This is a genomic window from Cupriavidus sp. FW216-B1 (genome assembly GCF_058789195.1).
The window spans coordinates 64,965-80,054 of record NZ_JBYTEL010000027.1; the positions used below are offsets into that span (position 1 = coordinate 64,965).

At 69.3% G+C, this 15,090-nt stretch carries 14 protein-coding genes and 1 tRNA gene; 9 read left to right on the forward strand and 6 right to left on the reverse strand.

The genetic code is table 11. From position 1 onward, the window contains the following. Positions 1–30: 30 nt before the first annotated feature. Complete coding sequence (locus tag AC3WXD_RS31685; protein ID WP_454731517.1) at positions 31–210, forward strand: type II toxin-antitoxin system HicA family toxin; 180 nt, start codon at positions 31–33, stop codon at positions 208–210. Between the two features lie 68 nt (positions 211–278). Next, on the forward strand, positions 279–683 hold the full coding sequence (locus tag AC3WXD_RS31690) for a type II toxin-antitoxin system HicB family antitoxin (RefSeq protein WP_492325415.1): 405 nt from the start codon (positions 279–281) through the stop codon (positions 681–683). A gap of 92 nt (positions 684–775) precedes the next feature. Here the strand turns inward: AC3WXD_RS31690 and AC3WXD_RS31695 are convergent. The 5 genes from AC3WXD_RS31695 to AC3WXD_RS31715 form a co-directional block, all read right to left on the reverse strand. After that, a tRNA-Leu gene (locus tag AC3WXD_RS31695) sits at positions 776–862 on the reverse strand. Positions 863–1,126: 264 nt separating this feature from the next. Next, entirely contained in the window at positions 1,127–2,455 is a 1,329-nt protein-coding gene (locus AC3WXD_RS31700; RefSeq protein ID WP_492325416.1) for an MFS transporter, read from the reverse strand. A 109-nt stretch (positions 2,456–2,564) separates the two neighbouring features. After that, a complete protein-coding gene (locus AC3WXD_RS31705) occupies positions 2,565–3,899 on the reverse strand; it encodes an amidase (RefSeq protein ID WP_492325417.1) in 1,335 nt (444 codons plus the stop codon). Then, positions 3,896–4,573 carry a DUF2848 domain-containing protein gene (locus AC3WXD_RS31710; RefSeq protein ID WP_020201264.1) on the reverse strand — a complete coding sequence of 226 codons (678 nt, stop codon included), beginning with the start codon at positions 4,571–4,573 and terminating at the stop codon, positions 3,896–3,898. The genes AC3WXD_RS31705 and AC3WXD_RS31710 overlap by 4 nt, the downstream gene beginning before the upstream one ends. Before the next feature lie 45 nt (positions 4,574–4,618). Then, positions 4,619–5,326 carry a GntR family transcriptional regulator gene (locus AC3WXD_RS31715; RefSeq protein WP_454731440.1) on the reverse strand — a complete coding sequence of 236 codons (708 nt, stop codon included), beginning with the start codon at positions 5,324–5,326 and terminating at the stop codon, positions 4,619–4,621. Positions 5,327–5,731: 405 nt separating this feature from the next. Between AC3WXD_RS31715 and AC3WXD_RS31720 the strand changes: the two genes are divergently transcribed. Then, positions 5,732–6,571 (forward strand): IclR family transcriptional regulator, encoded by an 840-nt coding sequence (locus AC3WXD_RS31720; RefSeq protein WP_454731439.1) that lies wholly within the window; start codon positions 5,732–5,734, stop codon positions 6,569–6,571. 13 nt (positions 6,572–6,584) lie between these two features. Here the strand turns inward: AC3WXD_RS31720 and AC3WXD_RS31725 are convergent, their stop codons facing one another. Next, positions 6,585–7,832, reverse strand: a complete 1,248-nt coding sequence (locus tag AC3WXD_RS31725; protein ID WP_029043241.1) for a Zn-dependent hydrolase — start codon at positions 7,830–7,832, stop codon at positions 6,585–6,587. A gap of 167 nt (positions 7,833–7,999) precedes the next feature. On the opposite strand from AC3WXD_RS31725, the gene AC3WXD_RS31730 reads away from it, so the two are divergent. The 6 genes from AC3WXD_RS31730 to AC3WXD_RS31755 all read left to right on the forward strand — a co-directional run bounded on the left by AC3WXD_RS31730 (position 8,000) and on the right by AC3WXD_RS31755 (position 15,030). Next, the gene (locus AC3WXD_RS31730; RefSeq protein WP_020201260.1) at positions 8,000–9,697 is read left to right on the forward strand and encodes an ABC transporter substrate-binding protein; all 1,698 of its coding nucleotides are present in this window, start codon (positions 8,000–8,002) and stop codon (positions 9,695–9,697) included. 161 nt (positions 9,698–9,858) lie between these two features. After that, positions 9,859–10,809 (forward strand): ABC transporter permease, encoded by a 951-nt coding sequence (locus tag AC3WXD_RS31735; protein WP_492325418.1) that lies wholly within the window; start codon positions 9,859–9,861, stop codon positions 10,807–10,809. Between the two features lie 13 nt (positions 10,810–10,822). Then, a complete protein-coding gene (locus tag AC3WXD_RS31740) occupies positions 10,823–11,710 on the forward strand; it encodes an ABC transporter permease (RefSeq protein WP_492325419.1) in 888 nt (295 codons plus the stop codon). Between the two features lie 4 nt (positions 11,711–11,714). Then, on the forward strand, positions 11,715–12,770 hold the full coding sequence (locus AC3WXD_RS31745) for an ABC transporter ATP-binding protein (RefSeq protein WP_059413063.1): 1,056 nt from the start codon (positions 11,715–11,717) through the stop codon (positions 12,768–12,770). Positions 12,771–12,830: 60 nt separating this feature from the next. Beyond that, positions 12,831–13,811, forward strand: a complete 981-nt coding sequence (locus AC3WXD_RS31750) for an ABC transporter ATP-binding protein (RefSeq protein ID WP_492325422.1) — start codon at positions 12,831–12,833, stop codon at positions 13,809–13,811. A gap of 28 nt (positions 13,812–13,839) precedes the next feature. Further along, complete coding sequence (locus tag AC3WXD_RS31755) at positions 13,840–15,030, forward strand: amidase (protein ID WP_492325420.1); 1,191 nt, start codon at positions 13,840–13,842, stop codon at positions 15,028–15,030. The last annotated feature ends 60 nt before the right edge of the window (positions 15,031–15,090 follow it).

A 15,090-nucleotide genomic window follows, 5' to 3' on the forward strand; every position in this document is an offset into this window, starting at 1 on the left:
ATTACACAAAAGCAGCCGAAAGACAAACAGATGAACTCATCTGACCTTATCCGGATGCTCGAGCAAGACGGGTGGAAAATGGTTCGCACCAAAGACAGCCATCACCACTTCAAACACCCCACGAAGCCACTCCTGGTCACGGTGCCGCACCCGAAAAAAGATCTGCCACTCGGGACGGTGCGCAACATCCTGAAGACCGCCGGCCTGTAGGCCAGTGATTCTTCCCCCGGAAATACGGCTCGCGGGTCAGTCGGAACGCAACAGAAAGGAGTATCGACATGGAATTTCCCATCGCAATCCATAAGGACGATGGGAGCGTCTATGGAGTGACCGTTCCGGACGTGCCGGGCTGCTACTCCCACGGCGACACCATCGAGGACGCCATCAGAAACGCAAGAGAGGCCATCGGCAGCCACATCGAGACGATGGTCGAGCTGGGCGAGGAGGTGAACTTCGTTTGCTCGTCCATCGAAGAACTCGCGGCCAGAGAAGAGTTCGCGGGCGCGGTATGGGCGCTGGCCGATGTTGACGTGACCAAGCTGGACGCCAAGCCGGAACGCATCAACATCAGTCTGCCGCGCTTCGTGCTGCACAAGATCGACACCTACGTCGAGAAGCGCCATGAAACCCGCAGCGGCTTCATCGCCCGGGCGGCACTGGCGGCGCTGGCCCACGAAGCCTGACGCATCGGATCGCCCTGCACGGCCGACGAACCGAAGCAGGTCGCCAGATTGGGTGTCTTGCGATTTCGTGTGGTTTACATCGGAATGGATGGTGGTGCGAGGGAGGGGACTCGAACCCCTACACCATTGCTGGCGTCAGGACCTAAACCTGGTGCGTCTACCAATTTCGCCACCCTCGCAGTCCCTGCGGGCGCATCCCTGGCGGGAGGCCGCTTTGCTCGCTAGCGTGCCGGGCGGCATGTGAAGCCACATGAGCAAGGAGAAGCCCAAAGCAAAACAGGCGGCTTGGACTGCCCGCCTGGCTTGTGTTCCTGTGCTGCCGGCGCACTTTGCGCATGCAGCGCAACGAGGCAGCGGATTCTAGCGCAAAGCGCGCGGGGAATCCAGCCCTCCCCGCGGTCCTCGCCGGGGTCTTCCCCGCGCGGGCGCGCCGGGCGCCGGTTTCAGCGCTTGACCTTGATGCAGGCCAGCACCAGCACGGTGGCGCAGGCTTCCAGCGCGGCGACGAAGTACAGGCCGGAGGAAAGCTGGCCGGTGCTGGTCTTGAACCAGCCGATCATGTACGGGGCGACGAAACCGGCGAGGTTGCCGATGGAGTTGATCAGGGCGATGCCACCGGCGGCCGCGGTGCCGGCCAGGAAGGCGGACGGCAGCGACCAGAACACCGGGAAGGCGGCGAGGATGCCGATCGAGGCGATGGTCAGCGCGATCAGCGCCAGCACCGCGCTGTGCAGCCACATGCCGGTGAGCACGAGGCCGGCGGCGGCCATCAGGGTGGCCAGGGCGCAGTGCAGGCGGCGTTCGCCGGTGCGGTCGGAGTGGATGCCGTTCCAGATCATGGCTAGGGTGCCGGCGATGAAGGGCAGCGCGGAGACCAGGCCGATCTGGAGGTTGCCTTGCACGCCGAGCTCCTTGATGATCGACGGCGACCAGAACGCGATGGTGGCGTTGCCGCTGACCACGCAGAAGTAGATGGCGGCGCAGATCCAGACGCGGGCGTTGGCGAAGGCGTCGCGCAGCGACGAGTGCTTGGCGGGGTCGCGGTTCTCGGCATCGATCTCGCGCGTGACGAGGTCGCGCTCGCCCGCCGTGAGCCAGCCGGCGCCGGCCGGCTTCTCGGGCAGGAACATGAGCACGGCGATGCCGGCGAGCACCGACGGAATGCCTTCGATGACGAACAGCCATTGCCAGTTGGCGAGGCCCTCGACGCCTTCCATGCGGCTCATGATGAAGCCGGCCAGCGGGCCACCGATCACCCCGGCGATGGCGAACGAGGTCATGAACAGGCCGTTGATGCGGGCGCGGCGATGGGCGGGGAACCAGTAGGTGAGGTAAAGCACCACGCCCGGGAAGAAGCCGGCCTCGAAGATGCCGAGCAGGAAGCGCAGCGCGTAGAACTGCATGGGGGTCTTGACGAAGATCATCGCCATCGACGCCAGGCCCCACAGGATGGTGATGCGCGCGAGCGTGCGGCGCGCGCCGATTTTTTCCAGCAGCAGGTTGCTGGGCACTTCGAACAGGAAGTAGCCGATGAAGAAGATGCCGGCGCCGAAGCCGTACACGGCTTCGCTGAATTGCAGGTCCTGCAGCATCTGCAGCTTGGCGAAGCCGACGTTGACGCGGTCGATCCAGGCCAGCACGAACAGGAAGACCAGGAAGGGAACCAGCCGCGCCGCGATCTTGCGGTAGGCATGGTCGCGCTCGGCGGCGCTGGGCGCGGCGTGCCCTGCGGTGTCGGGGGTGTCGGGGGCGCCGGTCATCACGGTAGTCATCGGTACAACTCCTTGGATAGGGATGGCGGGGCCGCGCTGCGTCGGCGCGGCCCTCTCGGTTCGTCGTGGCTGGCTGGATTGCTGGCGGGTTGCTGGTGAGGTTGCCGAACTACCGGAGCACGGCCTCGATGGCGCCGGCCACCTGCAGCACGCGCGCATCCTGGCCGCCGAGCCCGCACACGCCGAGGCCGATGCCCTGGTCCGCCGCCGGCAGCGGCAGCGAAACCGCGCAACCGTCGAGGAAATTGATCACGCTCGGGTTGCGCAGCACCAGGCCGTTGGTGGCGAAGAAGGCTTCGTCGCTGTCCAGCGCGTCGAGCCGCGGCGGGCGCACCGCCACCGTGGGCATCAGCCAGGCGTCGGCTTCGCGCAGCAGGCCGGCGGCGCGCGCCTGCATGGCGCGGCGCGCGGCCAGCAGGTCGAGGTAGTCGGCGGCGCCGAGCTTCTCGCCGCGGCGGATGCGCATGGCCACGCGCGGGTCGTAGGCGTCGCCGCGTTCGGCCAACAGCTGTTTGTGCCAGTGCCACGACTCGGCCGCGGTCAGGCCGCCGCCGGCGTTGATGTCCGGCAGGCGCCTGAGTTCGGGAAAGTCGAACGGCACGATGCGCGCGCCGAGGCGCGACAGCGTTTCCAGCGTGGCCTCGAACGCCTGCGCGACCGCCGCCTCCAGGCTGTCGCAGACGAAGTCGCGCGTGACCAGCAGGCGCAGCCCGGCCAGCGGCGCGGGATGGCTGTCGAGCGTCTCGCCGCTGAGGATGGCGTCGAGCGCGGCGCAGCAGGCCACCGAGCGCGCCAGCGGGCCGGCGGAATCGAGCGAGGTGGACAGCGGCACGCCGCCGTCGAGCGGCACGCGGCGCGCGCTGGGCTTGAAGCCGGTCAGGCCGCAGAACGCGCTGGGAATGCGGATGGAGCCGCCGGTGTCGGTGCCGAGCGCGGCCACCGCCATGCCCTGCGCCACGCTGACCGCGCCGCCCGAGGTCGAGCCGCCGGCGATGCGCGCCGGGTCGAACGGGGTGCGCGGCGTGCCGTAGTGCGGGTTCAGGCCAAGCCCGGAGAACGCGAACTCGCTCATGTTGGTGCGGCCGATCAGCACGGCGCCGGCCGCGCGCAAGCGCGCCACGGCGACAGCATCGGCGCTGGCGGGCGCGCCGGCCAGCGCCTTCGATCCGGCCCGCGTCACCTGCCCTTTGACGTCGAACAGGTCCTTGACGGAGACCGGCAGCCCCGCCAGCGGCGAGGCCACCAGCCCGGCGGCGCGCGCCTGGTCGGCCGCGCGCGCGGCGGCCAGCGCGCCGGCCGCGTCCACTTCCAGGAAGGCCGTGCCGCCCTGGCGGCGATGGTCTGCGATGCGCGCCAGCGCCTGTTCGGTCAACGCCACGCTGGTGGCGCGCCCCGCGGCGAGATCGGCGGCGAGCGCGGCGATGGTCGGGTACGCGCCGCTCATGGCGCCACCGCCAGGCAGGCCACGCGATAGGCATGGCGCAAGGTGCGCTGGCGCACCGGGTCGTGCAACTCCACTTCGAACGCTTCGCCGCTGCCGAGTTCGCCGATCACCGCCTGGGTGCCGCAGAACATGGCGGTGCCGGGCGGCAGCGCGTCTTCGCCGGTCAGGCGCCGGATCAGGTCGCGCGGGTCGAGCAGGCGCGTCACCAGCCCTTCCTGGTACAGCTCGCGCCGGCCGCCGCGGGTGCGCCAGCAGCGCATCTGCAACTGGTCCCAGTGGTCCGCCACCTCGGCGAAGCGCCACAGTTCGGTGCCGAGCGGCTTGGCGCACATCTGCTTGGAGACGGTGACGTCGTAGGCCTCGACCTTGCGGTCGGTATGGTCCGAGCCGACGCCGATGTAGAGATCGTCCGGACCGGCCAGCAGCACGAATTCGATCTCGCCCGAGGAATCCTCGCGCGGCACCTCGAGCAGCGTGCCGGTGGTCAGCAGCGAGGCCGCCAGCGGGTAGAAGCACGGCACGGTCGAGGGCGGCCTGACGCCGATCGCCTCGAGCTCGCGGATGTGATGGTTGACGGCGTCGGCGTCGCGGCCGGTCCAGCCGGCGATGATGAGGCGCTGGATGTCGAGGGCGAGCGCGCCCTCGCCGGCGACCTGGAATTGCAGTGTCGGCATGTTCGTACTACCTGTTACCTGTGGCGGAAGAAAACTGTCGGTGGTTCAGATGGTCCGGATGATGTTCTTCCGGAATTCGTCGATGTGTTCGCGGATGGCCTCGCGCACGGCCGGGATGTCGCGGCGCTCGAGCGCGTCGACGATCTCCAGATGTTCCTGGTAGACCTTCTCGAGGTGCCGCGGGTCGGACAGCGAGAGGAACCAGAAGCGCGCCTGCTTCTCGTGCAGGTTGCGCAGCAGGTCGGCCAGCACGCGGTTGCGCGAGGCGGCAGACATGGCGGTATGGAACTTGAGGTCGAGCGAGGCCAGCCCGGCGATGTCGCGCCGCGCCAGCAGGTCGGGCGTGCGGTCCACGATCTCGCGCATGGCCATGAAATCGCTCTCATGGCCGCGTTCGGCGGCGAGCGTGGCGCACAGGACCTCGTTGGTCGCGCGCACCTCGATCATGTCGAGCACTTCGTTGAGCGACAGCGGCGTCACCAGCACGCCCTTGCGCGGCAGGATCGACACCAGCCCTTCCACTTCCAGCCGGTGCAGCGCCTGGTGGACCGGCGTGCGGCCCAGCCCGAGCAGGCCGGCGACCTGGGCTTCGTTGAGCGGCTCGCCGGGGCGGAACTCGCAGGCGATGATGCGGCGCTTGATCTCGGCGTAGGCCTGCTCGCGCATGGCGGCGCCGGTGGCGGCGCGGCTCGTGCCGCCGTCCGCCGCGGCGCCGGTGCCGGCGGTGCCGACCAGCCTGATCGGATGGGCCATGATGCGTCCCTCGGGTGTTGAAGTTGTTGTGATGCTAATCTGATATTTCACTGATCGTCAACACGCTCAGGATTGGGGTAAACGCTAGAGCGAGATGACTGGTTTCCCGGCAGGCATCTGGAACAGGCTCAATAGCGAACGGCCCCGAAACACCAGTTCACGCCTCGCAAAGCCTTTGCGGACAAGGCTTTTCGGCCTGCTTGCCGGCCTCCCGCCCATCGCCGCGCCACAGCGCGCCCTCGCCCGCTATTCCCAAAACAACGCCATCCTTTTATGATGGACGCATTGGCGACGAATCGATAATCGATTTAGTCGTATATTGGTGCAATATGCATTCATCGTGGTGCAGGGCATCCCAGCGTTGGTGCCGGGAGCCGGCGCCGCGGACTCGACGGAACAGCGGAAATGACCGTGCAGGACATCGAATACCAGGGCGGCGGCGTGCCGCCGCAAGCCGCGGAAAGCGGCGAAGACACCACCCGGCCCGACCCTTTGTTCAACCAGTCGCTGGAGAAGGGCCTGGATGTCCTGCGCGCCTTCAGCGTCGTCCACCGCACGCTCACGCTGGCGGAGCTGGCCGCGCTTACCGGCATGACCAAGAGTTCGGCGCAGCGCACCGTGCATACGCTGGAAAAGCTCGGCTACGTGGCCAAGCACCCGCAGACGCGGCGCTTCCGCCTGACGCCCAAGGTGATGGAGATCGGCTACAACTACCTGTCCGCCGACGCCCTGATCCAGGCCGCCAGCCCTTACCTGTCGCAGCTTGCCAATGCCAGCGGCGAGACCGCCAACCTGACCGAGCCGGTCGGGCTGGACATGGTCTACGTGGCGCAACTGATGACGTCGAAATACATCCCGGTCCTGACCCCGGTAGGCATGCGCATTCCGATGTACTGCACCAGCAGCGGCCGCGCCTACCTGAGCACGCTGCCGGACGAACAGGTCATGGCCATGCTGGAAAGCTCGGCGCGCGTGGCGCGCACGCCGGCCACGCTGACCGACGTGCGCGCGATCTTCGAGACCGTGGCGGCCTGCCGCAAGGTGGGTTATGCGTGCAACAACGAGGAACTGTTCCTCGGCGACATGGGCATCGGCGCGGCCATCGTCAACAGCCAGGGCCAGCCGGTGGGCGCCGTGCACGTGTCGCCGCCGGCCAGCCGCTGGAGCATGGCCGAGGCGCAGAAGAAGCTGGCGCCGATGGTGATCGAGTGCGCGTGGGCGATTTCCCGCTCCATCGCGCACTGAGAGCGCGGCCAGATTACCGCGCGTGCTCCAGCATGGCCTGCAGCAGCACGTTGGCGCCGGCCTCGATGTGCTCGGGCAGCGCGTCTTCCAGCTCATTGTGGCTGATGCCGTCCTTGCATGGCACGAAGATCATGCCGGTCGGCGCGCGCTGCGCCACGTAGACCGCGTCGTGGCCGGCGCCGCTGACCACGTCCATGTGCGGCAGCCCCAGCGCCGCGGCCGCGCGCCGCACGCTGTCCACGCAGGCGGGCGCGAATGCGCACGGCTCGAACTTCACCACCTGGCGGATCTCCACCGCGACTCCGCCCTGCTGCGCGATCTGCCCGAACGCCGCGCGCATGGCCGCGTCCATGCGGTCCAGCCCCGGCTGCGACAGGTTGCGGAAGTCCACCGAGAAATCGACGCGGCCCGGGATCACGTTGCGCGAGTTGGGCGCCACGTTCACGTAGCCGACCGTGCCGCGGCCGTGCGGGGCCTCCGCCACGGCGATGCGGTTGACCTCTTCGATCATGCGCGCGGCCGCCAGCATGGCGTCGTGGCGCAGCGCCAGCGGCGTGGGGCCGGCGTGGGCGTCCTGCCCGGTCACGGTCACGTCGTACCATTGCTGGCCGAGCGCGCCCGAGACCACGCCGATCGGCAGCCCGGCGGCTTCCAGCACCGGCCCCTGCTCGATATGGGCCTCGAAATAGGCCGCGAACATGCCGCCCGGCACCTCGCCCGCCGCGTGCTCGCCGCGGTAGCCGATCTGCTCGAGCGCCTCGCCCACGCTGATGCCGTCGAGGTCGCGCTGGGCGCGCACGAATTCGGCCTCGAACACGCCGGCGAAGGTGCCCGAGCCCATCATCACGGGCGTGAAGCGCGTGCCTTCCTCGTTGGTCCAGAACGCCAGCTCCAGCGGCGCGCGCGTGACGACGCCGTGGTCGTTGAGCGTGCGCATGACCTCCAGGCCCGCCAGCACGCCGAAATTGCCGTCGAACTTGCCGCCCGAGGGCTGGGTGTCGATATGGCTGCCGGTGGCCACGGCGGGCGCGTCCGGGTCGCTGCCGGCGCGGCGCGCGAACACGTTGCCCACTTCGTCGGTCCGCACCGCGAGCCCGGCCTCGCGGCACCAGCCCGTCACGAGGTCGCGGCCCTGCTTGTCGAGCTCGGTCAGGGCGATGCGGCACACGCCGCCCTTGGGCGTCGCGCCTATCCTGGCGAGTTCCATCAGCGATTGCCAGAGGCGGTCTGCATTGATGCGGGGGAGGTGTTGCTGGTCCATGTCGGAAAACCGGTTGGTTGGGAAACGAAAGGACAGGTCAGCAAAAAGCAGGCCATGAGAAAAGCGCGGCCGGGACGCGCCCGGCGCCCCGCCCGGACGGCAACTGGCACATGACTTGCTTGGAGGAATTCGTCCGTCTCCCCTTCCCCCACCCAGGAGTCCTGCCCGTGACCGTTTTTTCTTCCTCCGCCACCGGAAGCACGAAACCCAGCCTGAAAACCGTCGCCACGACCACCGCGCTCGCCGCGCTCGCCTCGCTGTCCCTGCTCGCGCTGCCCGGCGCGGCCCACGCCGAGAAGGTGCTGCGCATCGGCATGACCGCCGCCGACATCCCGCGCACGCTGGGCCAGCCCGACCAGGGCTTCGAAGGCAACCGCTTCACCGGCATCCCGATGTACGACGGTCTGACCCAGTGGGACCTGTCCAAGGCCAACGGCCCGAGCCTGCTGATCCCCGACCTGGCCACGGAATGGAAGGTGGACGCCAAGGACAAGACCAAGTGGGTCTTCAAGCTGCGCCCCGGCGTCAAGTTCCATGACGGCTCCGCGTTCAACGCCGACGCCGTGGTGTGGAACGTCAACAAGGTGCTCGACAAGACCGCCAAGCAGTTCGACCCCAGCCAGGTCGGCGTGACCGCCTCGCGCATGCCCACGCTGCGCTCGGCGAAGAAGATCGACGACCTGACCGTCGAGCTGGTCACGTCGGAACCCGACTCGTTCCTGCCCTACAACCTCAGCAACCTGTTCATGGCCTCGCCCACGCAGTGGGAGAAGAAGCTGGCCGCGGTGCCGGCCTCCGTGACCGACGCGGCCGAGCGCAGCAAGCAGGCCTGGGTGGCGTTCGCCGCCGACGCCTCCGGCACCGGCCCGTTCAAGATGAGCCGCTTCGTGCCGCGCGAGCGGCTGGAAGTGGTGAAGAACGCGAGCTACTGGGACGCCAAGCGCGTGCCCAAGATCGACAAGGTGGTGATGCTGCCGATGCCGGAAGCCAACGCGCGCACCGCCGCGCTGCTGTCCGGCCAGGTGGACTGGATCGAGGCGCCGGCGCCCGACGCCGTGGCGCAGATCAAGAGCCGCGGCTTCGAGGTCTACGCCAACGCGCAGCCGCACATGTGGCCGTGGCAGGTGTCGTTCGCGCCCGGCTCGCCCTGGCTCGACAAGCGCGTGCGCGAGGCCGCCAACCTGTGCGTCAACCGCTCCGGCCTGAAGACGCTGCTGGGCGGCTACATGGCCGAGGCCAAGGGCATCGTCGAGCCCGGCAACCCGTGGTGGGGCAATCCCAAGTTCGACATCAAGTACGACCCCAGCGCCGCGCGCAAGCTGATGACCGAGGCCGGCTACTCGGCCGCCAAGCCGGTCAAGGTCAAGGTGCAGGTGTCGGCCTCGGGCTCGGGCCAGATGCAGCCGCTGCCGATGAACGAGTACGTGCAGCAGAACCTGAAGGAGTGCTTCTTCGACGTGGACTTCGACGTGGTCGAGTGGAACACGCTGTTTACCAACTGGCGCATCGGCGCCAAGGACCCGAGCGCGCACGGCGCCAACGCCATCAACGTGAGCTTCGCGGCGATGGACCCGTTCTTCGCGATGGTCCGCTTCGTCAGCACCAAGACGCAGCCGCCGGTCTCCAACAACTGGGGCTACTTCGGCAACGCCGAGTTCGACAAGCTGATCGAGACCGCGCGCACCTCCTTCGACGACAAGGCGCGCGACGCCGCGCTGGCCAAGCTGCACGCGCGCATCGTGGAAGAGGCGCCGTTCGTGCTGATCGCGCACGACGTGGGCCCGCGCGCCATCTCGAAGAAGGTCAAGGGCGTGGTGCAGCCGCAAAGCTGGTTCATCGACATGGCCACCATGTCGATGGACTGAGCGGCATTGACGGCGCAGGCGCACGGACAGATGCGCCGCGCCGGTCAGGCCGCCCTGGCTGTCTCCCCTTTCCCGCCCGCGGGAGAAGGGAGACAGCCGGCGCGTTGCCGCGATTGCATTGCCTTGCCCCACCCATTCGTTTTCTCTAGCCGGCCAAGCCCATGACTTACCTGCTCCGCCGCATCGTCTACGCGATCCCCATCCTGCTCGGGGTCGCCCTGCTGTGCTTCTCGCTGGTCCATATCGCGCCGGGCGACCCGCTGGTGTCGGTGCTGCCGCCCGACGCCTCGGAAGAACTGCGCCGCCAGCTCACCGCGCTGTACGGCTTCGACAAGCCCTTCCTCGAACAATTCGTGCACTGGCTCACGCGCGCGCTGCACGGCGACCTGGGCACCTCCATCGCCACCAACCGGCCGGTCATGAGCGAAGTGATGACGGCGGTGATCAACTCGGTGCGCCTGGCCGCGGTGGCGACGCTGATCGGCTTCACCTTCGGCTGCCTGTTCGGCTTCGTGGCCGGCTACTTCCGCGATTCCGCCGCCGACCGCACCGCCTCGTTCCTGTCGGTGTTCGGCGTCAGCATGCCGCACTACTGGCTGGGCATGGTGCTGGTGATCGTGTTCTCCGTGTTCCTCGGCTGGCTGCCGGCCACCGGCGCCGGCCCCGGCGGCTCGGGCGACTGGCAGTGGGACTGGGAGCATATCCAGTACATGGTGCTGCCGGCGGTCACAATGTCGGTGATTCCGATGGGCATCGTCGCGCGCACCATCCGCGCGCTGGTCGCGGAGATCCTCTCCAACGAATTCATCGTCGGCCTCAAGGCGCGCGGGCTGTCCGAGTTCGCGGTGTTCCGCCACGTGCTCAAGAACGTGGCGCCGACCGCGCTGTCGGTGATGGGCCTGCAGCTCGGCTACCTGCTGGGCGGCTCGATCCTGATCGAGACCGTGTTCTCGTGGCCCGGCACCGGCTTCCTGCTCAACTCGGCCATCTTCCAGCGCGACTTCCCGCTGCTGCAGGGGACCATCCTCGTGCTGGCCGTGTTCTTCGTGCTGCTTAACCTGCTGGTGGACGCGCTGCAGACGCTGTTCGATCCCCGCATCCAGCGCAACTGACCGGGAGCCTCACATGGAAATGACCCTGAAGAAGCCCGCCGCCGCGCCGCTGGTGCAGCGCTCGCCCGGCTACTGGACCACGGTCGGCCGGCGCCTGCTGCGCAACAAGCTGGCCATGCTGGCCGCGCTGATCCTGCTCGCGCTGGTGCTGATGGCGCTGTTCGCGCCGGCGCTGATGCCGTCCGACCCCTACGCCGCCTCCATCCTCAAGCGCCTCAAGCCGGTCGGCACCGAGCACTATCCGCTCGGCACCGACGAGCTCGGCCGCGACATGCTCTCGCGCCTGATGCTGGGCGCGCGCCTGTCGCTGTTCATGGGCATCACGCCGGTGCTGATCGCCTTCGTGATCGGCAGCGCGCTGGGCATCGTGGCCGGCTACGCGGGCGGCTGGACCAACACCATCATCATGCGCCTGGTGGACATCCTCTACGCGTTCCCATCCGTGCTGCTGGCGATCGCGCTGTCGGGCACGCTGGGCGCCGGCGTGGGCAACGCGCTGCTGTCGCTGACCATCGTGTTCGTGCCGCAGATCGTGCGCGTGGCCGAGAGCGTGACCACCCAGGTGCGCAACCGCGAGTTCGTCGACGCGGCGCGCGCCTCGGGCGCCTCGTCGCTGACCATCGTGCGCGCGCACGTGCTCAACAACGTGCTGGGCCCGATCTTCGTCTACGCCACCAGCCTGATCTCGGTGTCGATGATCCTGGCCTCGGGGCTGTCCTTCCTCGGCCTCGGCGTCAAGCCGCCCGAGCCGGAATGGGGCCTGATGCTCAACACGCTGCGCACCGCCATCTACACGCAGCCGTGGGTGGCCGCGCTGCCCGGCGCCATGATCTTCATGACCTCGATCTCCTTCAACCTGCTCGCCGACGGCATCCGCTCGGCGATGGAAATCAAGGACTGACGCCATGACCGATACCACATTGCCCGAAGCCCTGCGCAACCCCGACGTGGGCGGCCCGGCCCAGCCGCTGGTGATCGCCCGCGATCTGGTCAAGCACTTCCCGCTCAAGTCGAAGATCCCCGGGCGCCGCGCCGGCGTGGTGCGCGCCGTCGACGGCGTCGGCTTCGAGGTGCGCAAGGGCGAGACGCTCGGCGTGGTGGGCGAGTCGGGCTGCGGCAAGTCCACCACCGCGCGCCTGCTGATGCAGCTGATCGAGCAGGACAGCGGCGAGCTGATCTTCGACGCCCAGGGCGTGGGCTCGGCGCAGTTGCCGATGAAGCGCTTCCGCAGCCAGGTGCAGATGGTGTTCCAGGACAGCTATTCCTCGCTCAACCCGCGCCTGACCATCGAGGAATCGATCGCCTTCACCGCGCGCGTGCACGGCATCGGCGCGGCCGAGGCCAGCGCGCGGGCGCGCGCGCTGCTCGACCGCGTGGGCCTGGAGCCGGCGCGCTTCGCCGGGCGCTATCCGCATGAACTGTCGGGCGGGCAGCGCCAGCGCGTGAACATCGCGCGCGCGCTGGTGCTGCGCCCGCGCCTGGTGATCCTGGACGAAGCCGTGTCCGCGCTCGACAAGTCGGTCGAGGCCCAGGTGCTGAACCTGCTGCTGGAGCTCAAGGCCGAGTTCGACCTCACCTACGTCTTCATCAGCCACGACCTCAACGTGATCCGCTACCTGTGCGACCGCGTGATGGTGATGTACCTGGGCAAGGTGGTGGAGGTGGGCGACACCGAGACGCTCTACGCCAATCCCGCCCATCCGTACACGCGCGCGCTGCTGGCCTCGATGCCGGCCACCGACCCGGACCACCGCACCCTGGTCGCGCCGCTGGCGGGCGACCCGCCCAACCCGATCAACCCGCCGTCCGGCTGCAGCTTCCACCCGCGCTGCGCGATGGCCGAGGCGGTCTGCGCGCGCCGCGCGCCGGCGCTGTCGGACGCGCTGGCCGGGCATCCCGTGGCTTGCCTGATGGCCCATGCGGACGGCGGCCACAGCCGCCAGCTGGCCGCAACGACCTGAGCGAGGCTTACCGTGACCACCCCACAAGACAACCACGCCGAAGCGCAAGCCGCCGCCCCGATGGTATCGGTGCGCGACCTGCGCGTGACCTTCTCCGGCGGCGGCAAGACCATCCGCGCCGTCAACGGCGTCTCGCTCGACGTGGCGCCCGGCGAGGCGCTGGCCCTGATCGGCGAATCCGGCTCGGGCAAGAGCGTGACACTGCGCGCGCTCATGCGCCTGCACCCGCCGCGCCGCGCCCGCATGGAAGGCGCCATCCGCATCGACGGCGCCGACGTCATGGCGCTCGACGCGCGCGCGCTGCAGCGCCTGCGCGGCGGCACCGTGGCGATGGTGTTCCAGGAGCCGCTGCTGGCGCTGGACCCGGTCTACACTGTCGGCCAGCAGATCATCGAGTGCATCCGTACCCATGCCAGCGTGTCCGCCAGCGAGGCGCGCCAGCGCGCGCTGCGCGCGCTGGAGTCGGTGCGCATTCCCAGCCCCGAGCGGCGCCTGGCGGCCTACCCGCACGAAATGTCGGGCGGCATGCGCCAGCGCGCCATGATCGCGCTGGCGCTGTCGGCCAGCCCCAAGGTGCTGCTGGCCGACGAGCCCACCACCGCGCTCGACGCCACCGTGCAGATCCAGGTGCTGATCCTGCTGCGCGAACTGCAGCGCGAGCTCGGCCTGTCGATCGTGTTCGTCACGCACGACATCGGCGCGGCGGTGGAGATCGCCGACCGCGTGGCGGTGATGTACGGCGGGCGCATCGTCGAGGAAGGCCCGATCCGCACGCTGCTGCGCGCCGCGCGCCATCCGTACACCATCGCGCTGCTGCAAAGCCGCCAGCACGGCATGGACCGCGGCCAGCGGCTGCAGACCATCGCCGGCTCGCCGCCCGACCTCGCCGCGCTGCCGCCCGGCTGCACCTTCGCGCCGCGCTGCCCACACGCGCGCCCGGCCTGCCTGGCGCAGGTGCCCGCCACCACCGATCTCGGGCAGGGACACCGCGTGAGCTGTATCCTCGCATCCGAACCGGCCGTTGCCGAAGCCGCCGCCTGAACACCCCAACGTTAGGAAGCCCAACCCCATGTCCCTGGCTACCCACCCCGCCCGCGCCTTCATGCCCTACCCCGTCGCCGCCGTCTCCAGCGCGTCGTCCGGCCCGCTCCACGGCCTGACCTTCGCCGCCAAGGACCTGTTCGACGTGGCGGGCTATCCCACCGGCGGCGGCAATCCGCACGTGCTGGCGCGGTCCGGCATCAAGACCGCCACCGCGCCCGCGGTGCAGTGCCTGCTCGACGCCGGCGCCACCTTCGTCGGCAAGACCCACACCGACGAGCTCGCCTTCTCGATGAACGGCAAGAACGCCCACTACGGCTCGCCGGTCAACGGCGCCGCGCCCGGGCGCATCACCGGCGGCTCGTCGTCCGGCTCCGCCTCGGCGGTGTCCAACAAGCTGTGCGACTTCGCGCTCGGCAGCGACACCGGCGGCTCGGTGCGCGCGCCGGCCAGCCATTGCGGCCTGTTCGGCATCCGCCCCTCGCACGGCCGCGTCTCGCTCGAGCGCACCCTGCCGCTGGCCGAGAGCCTCGACACCTGCGGCTTCTTCGCGCGCGACATCGCCACCTTCTCGCGCGTGGCCGACGTGCTGCTCGGCGCCGATGCGCGCGCGCTGCCGGCCGCGCCGCGCCTGCTGCTGGCCGAAGACCTGTTCCGCCTGCCCACCGCGCCCGCGCTGGACGCGCTGCTGCCGGTGGTCGGCCGCATCGAGTCCGCGCTCGGCAAGGCCGCGCCGGTCACGGTGATGAACCAGCCGCTGCTCGACATCTGGTGGGCCTTCCGCTACGTGCAGGGCTGGGAAGCCTGGCAGGCCGACGGCGAACTGATCGAGCAATACGGCCTGCATCTCGGCCCCGACGTGGCCGGCCGCTTCGCCTTCTCCAAGAGCGTCACCGCCGGGCAGTTCGAAGCCTCCACGGCGATCCGCCGCGCCGTCACCGCGCACGTCGGCGCGCTGCTCGGCGAGGACGGCGTGCTGCTGATGCCGACCATGCCCGACATCGCCCCGCTGTCCGGCGCCGACGACAACACGCTCGAGGACTACCGCAACCGCTCGTCCCAGATCCTCTGCCTGGCGCCGCTCACCGGCTTCCCGCAGATGAGCCTGCCGCTGTCCGGCCGCGACGGCGCGCCGCTCGGCCTCTCGCTGATGGGCCCGGCCGGCAGCGACCGCAGCCTGATCGCCTTCGCGGAACACCTCCTCGAGGCGCTGGGCTAAGCTACGCCTCTCGCCAGCATGCGCGCGGGGGGGGGGGGGGGGGGGGGGGGGGGGGGGGGG

Bases quoted from the DNA above. Each gene is read 5' to 3' on its own strand.
- AC3WXD_RS31725 (WP_029043241.1), bottom strand. From the start codon at position 7,832: ATGGACCAGCAACACCTCCCCCGCATCAATGCAGACCGCCTCTGGCAA.
- AC3WXD_RS31745 (WP_059413063.1), top strand. From the start codon at position 11,715: ATGACCGATACCACATTGCCCGAAGCCCTGCGCAACCCCGACGTGGGC.
- AC3WXD_RS31740 (WP_492325419.1), top strand. From the start codon at position 10,823: ATGGAAATGACCCTGAAGAAGCCCGCCGCCGCGCCGCTGGTGCAGCGC.
- AC3WXD_RS31705 (WP_492325417.1), bottom strand. From the start codon at position 3,899: ATGAGCGGCGCGTACCCGACCATCGCCGCGCTCGCCGCCGATCTCGCC.
- AC3WXD_RS31710 (WP_020201264.1), bottom strand. From the start codon at position 4,573: ATGCCGACACTGCAATTCCAGGTCGCCGGCGAGGGCGCGCTCGCCCTC.
- AC3WXD_RS31735 (WP_492325418.1), top strand. From the start codon at position 9,859: ATGACTTACCTGCTCCGCCGCATCGTCTACGCGATCCCCATCCTGCTC.
- AC3WXD_RS31750 (WP_492325422.1), top strand. From the start codon at position 12,831: ATGGTATCGGTGCGCGACCTGCGCGTGACCTTCTCCGGCGGCGGCAAG.
- AC3WXD_RS31700 (WP_492325416.1), bottom strand. From the start codon at position 2,455: ATGACTACCGTGATGACCGGCGCCCCCGACACCCCCGACACCGCAGGG.
- AC3WXD_RS31690 (WP_492325415.1), top strand. From the start codon at position 279: ATGGAATTTCCCATCGCAATCCATAAGGACGATGGGAGCGTCTATGGA.
- AC3WXD_RS31755 (WP_492325420.1), top strand. From the start codon at position 13,840: ATGTCCCTGGCTACCCACCCCGCCCGCGCCTTCATGCCCTACCCCGTC.
- AC3WXD_RS31685 (WP_454731517.1), top strand. From the start codon at position 31: ATGAACTCATCTGACCTTATCCGGATGCTCGAGCAAGACGGGTGGAAA.
- AC3WXD_RS31720 (WP_454731439.1), top strand. From the start codon at position 5,732: ATGACCGTGCAGGACATCGAATACCAGGGCGGCGGCGTGCCGCCGCAA.
- AC3WXD_RS31715 (WP_454731440.1), bottom strand. From the start codon at position 5,326: ATGGCCCATCCGATCAGGCTGGTCGGCACCGCCGGCACCGGCGCCGCG.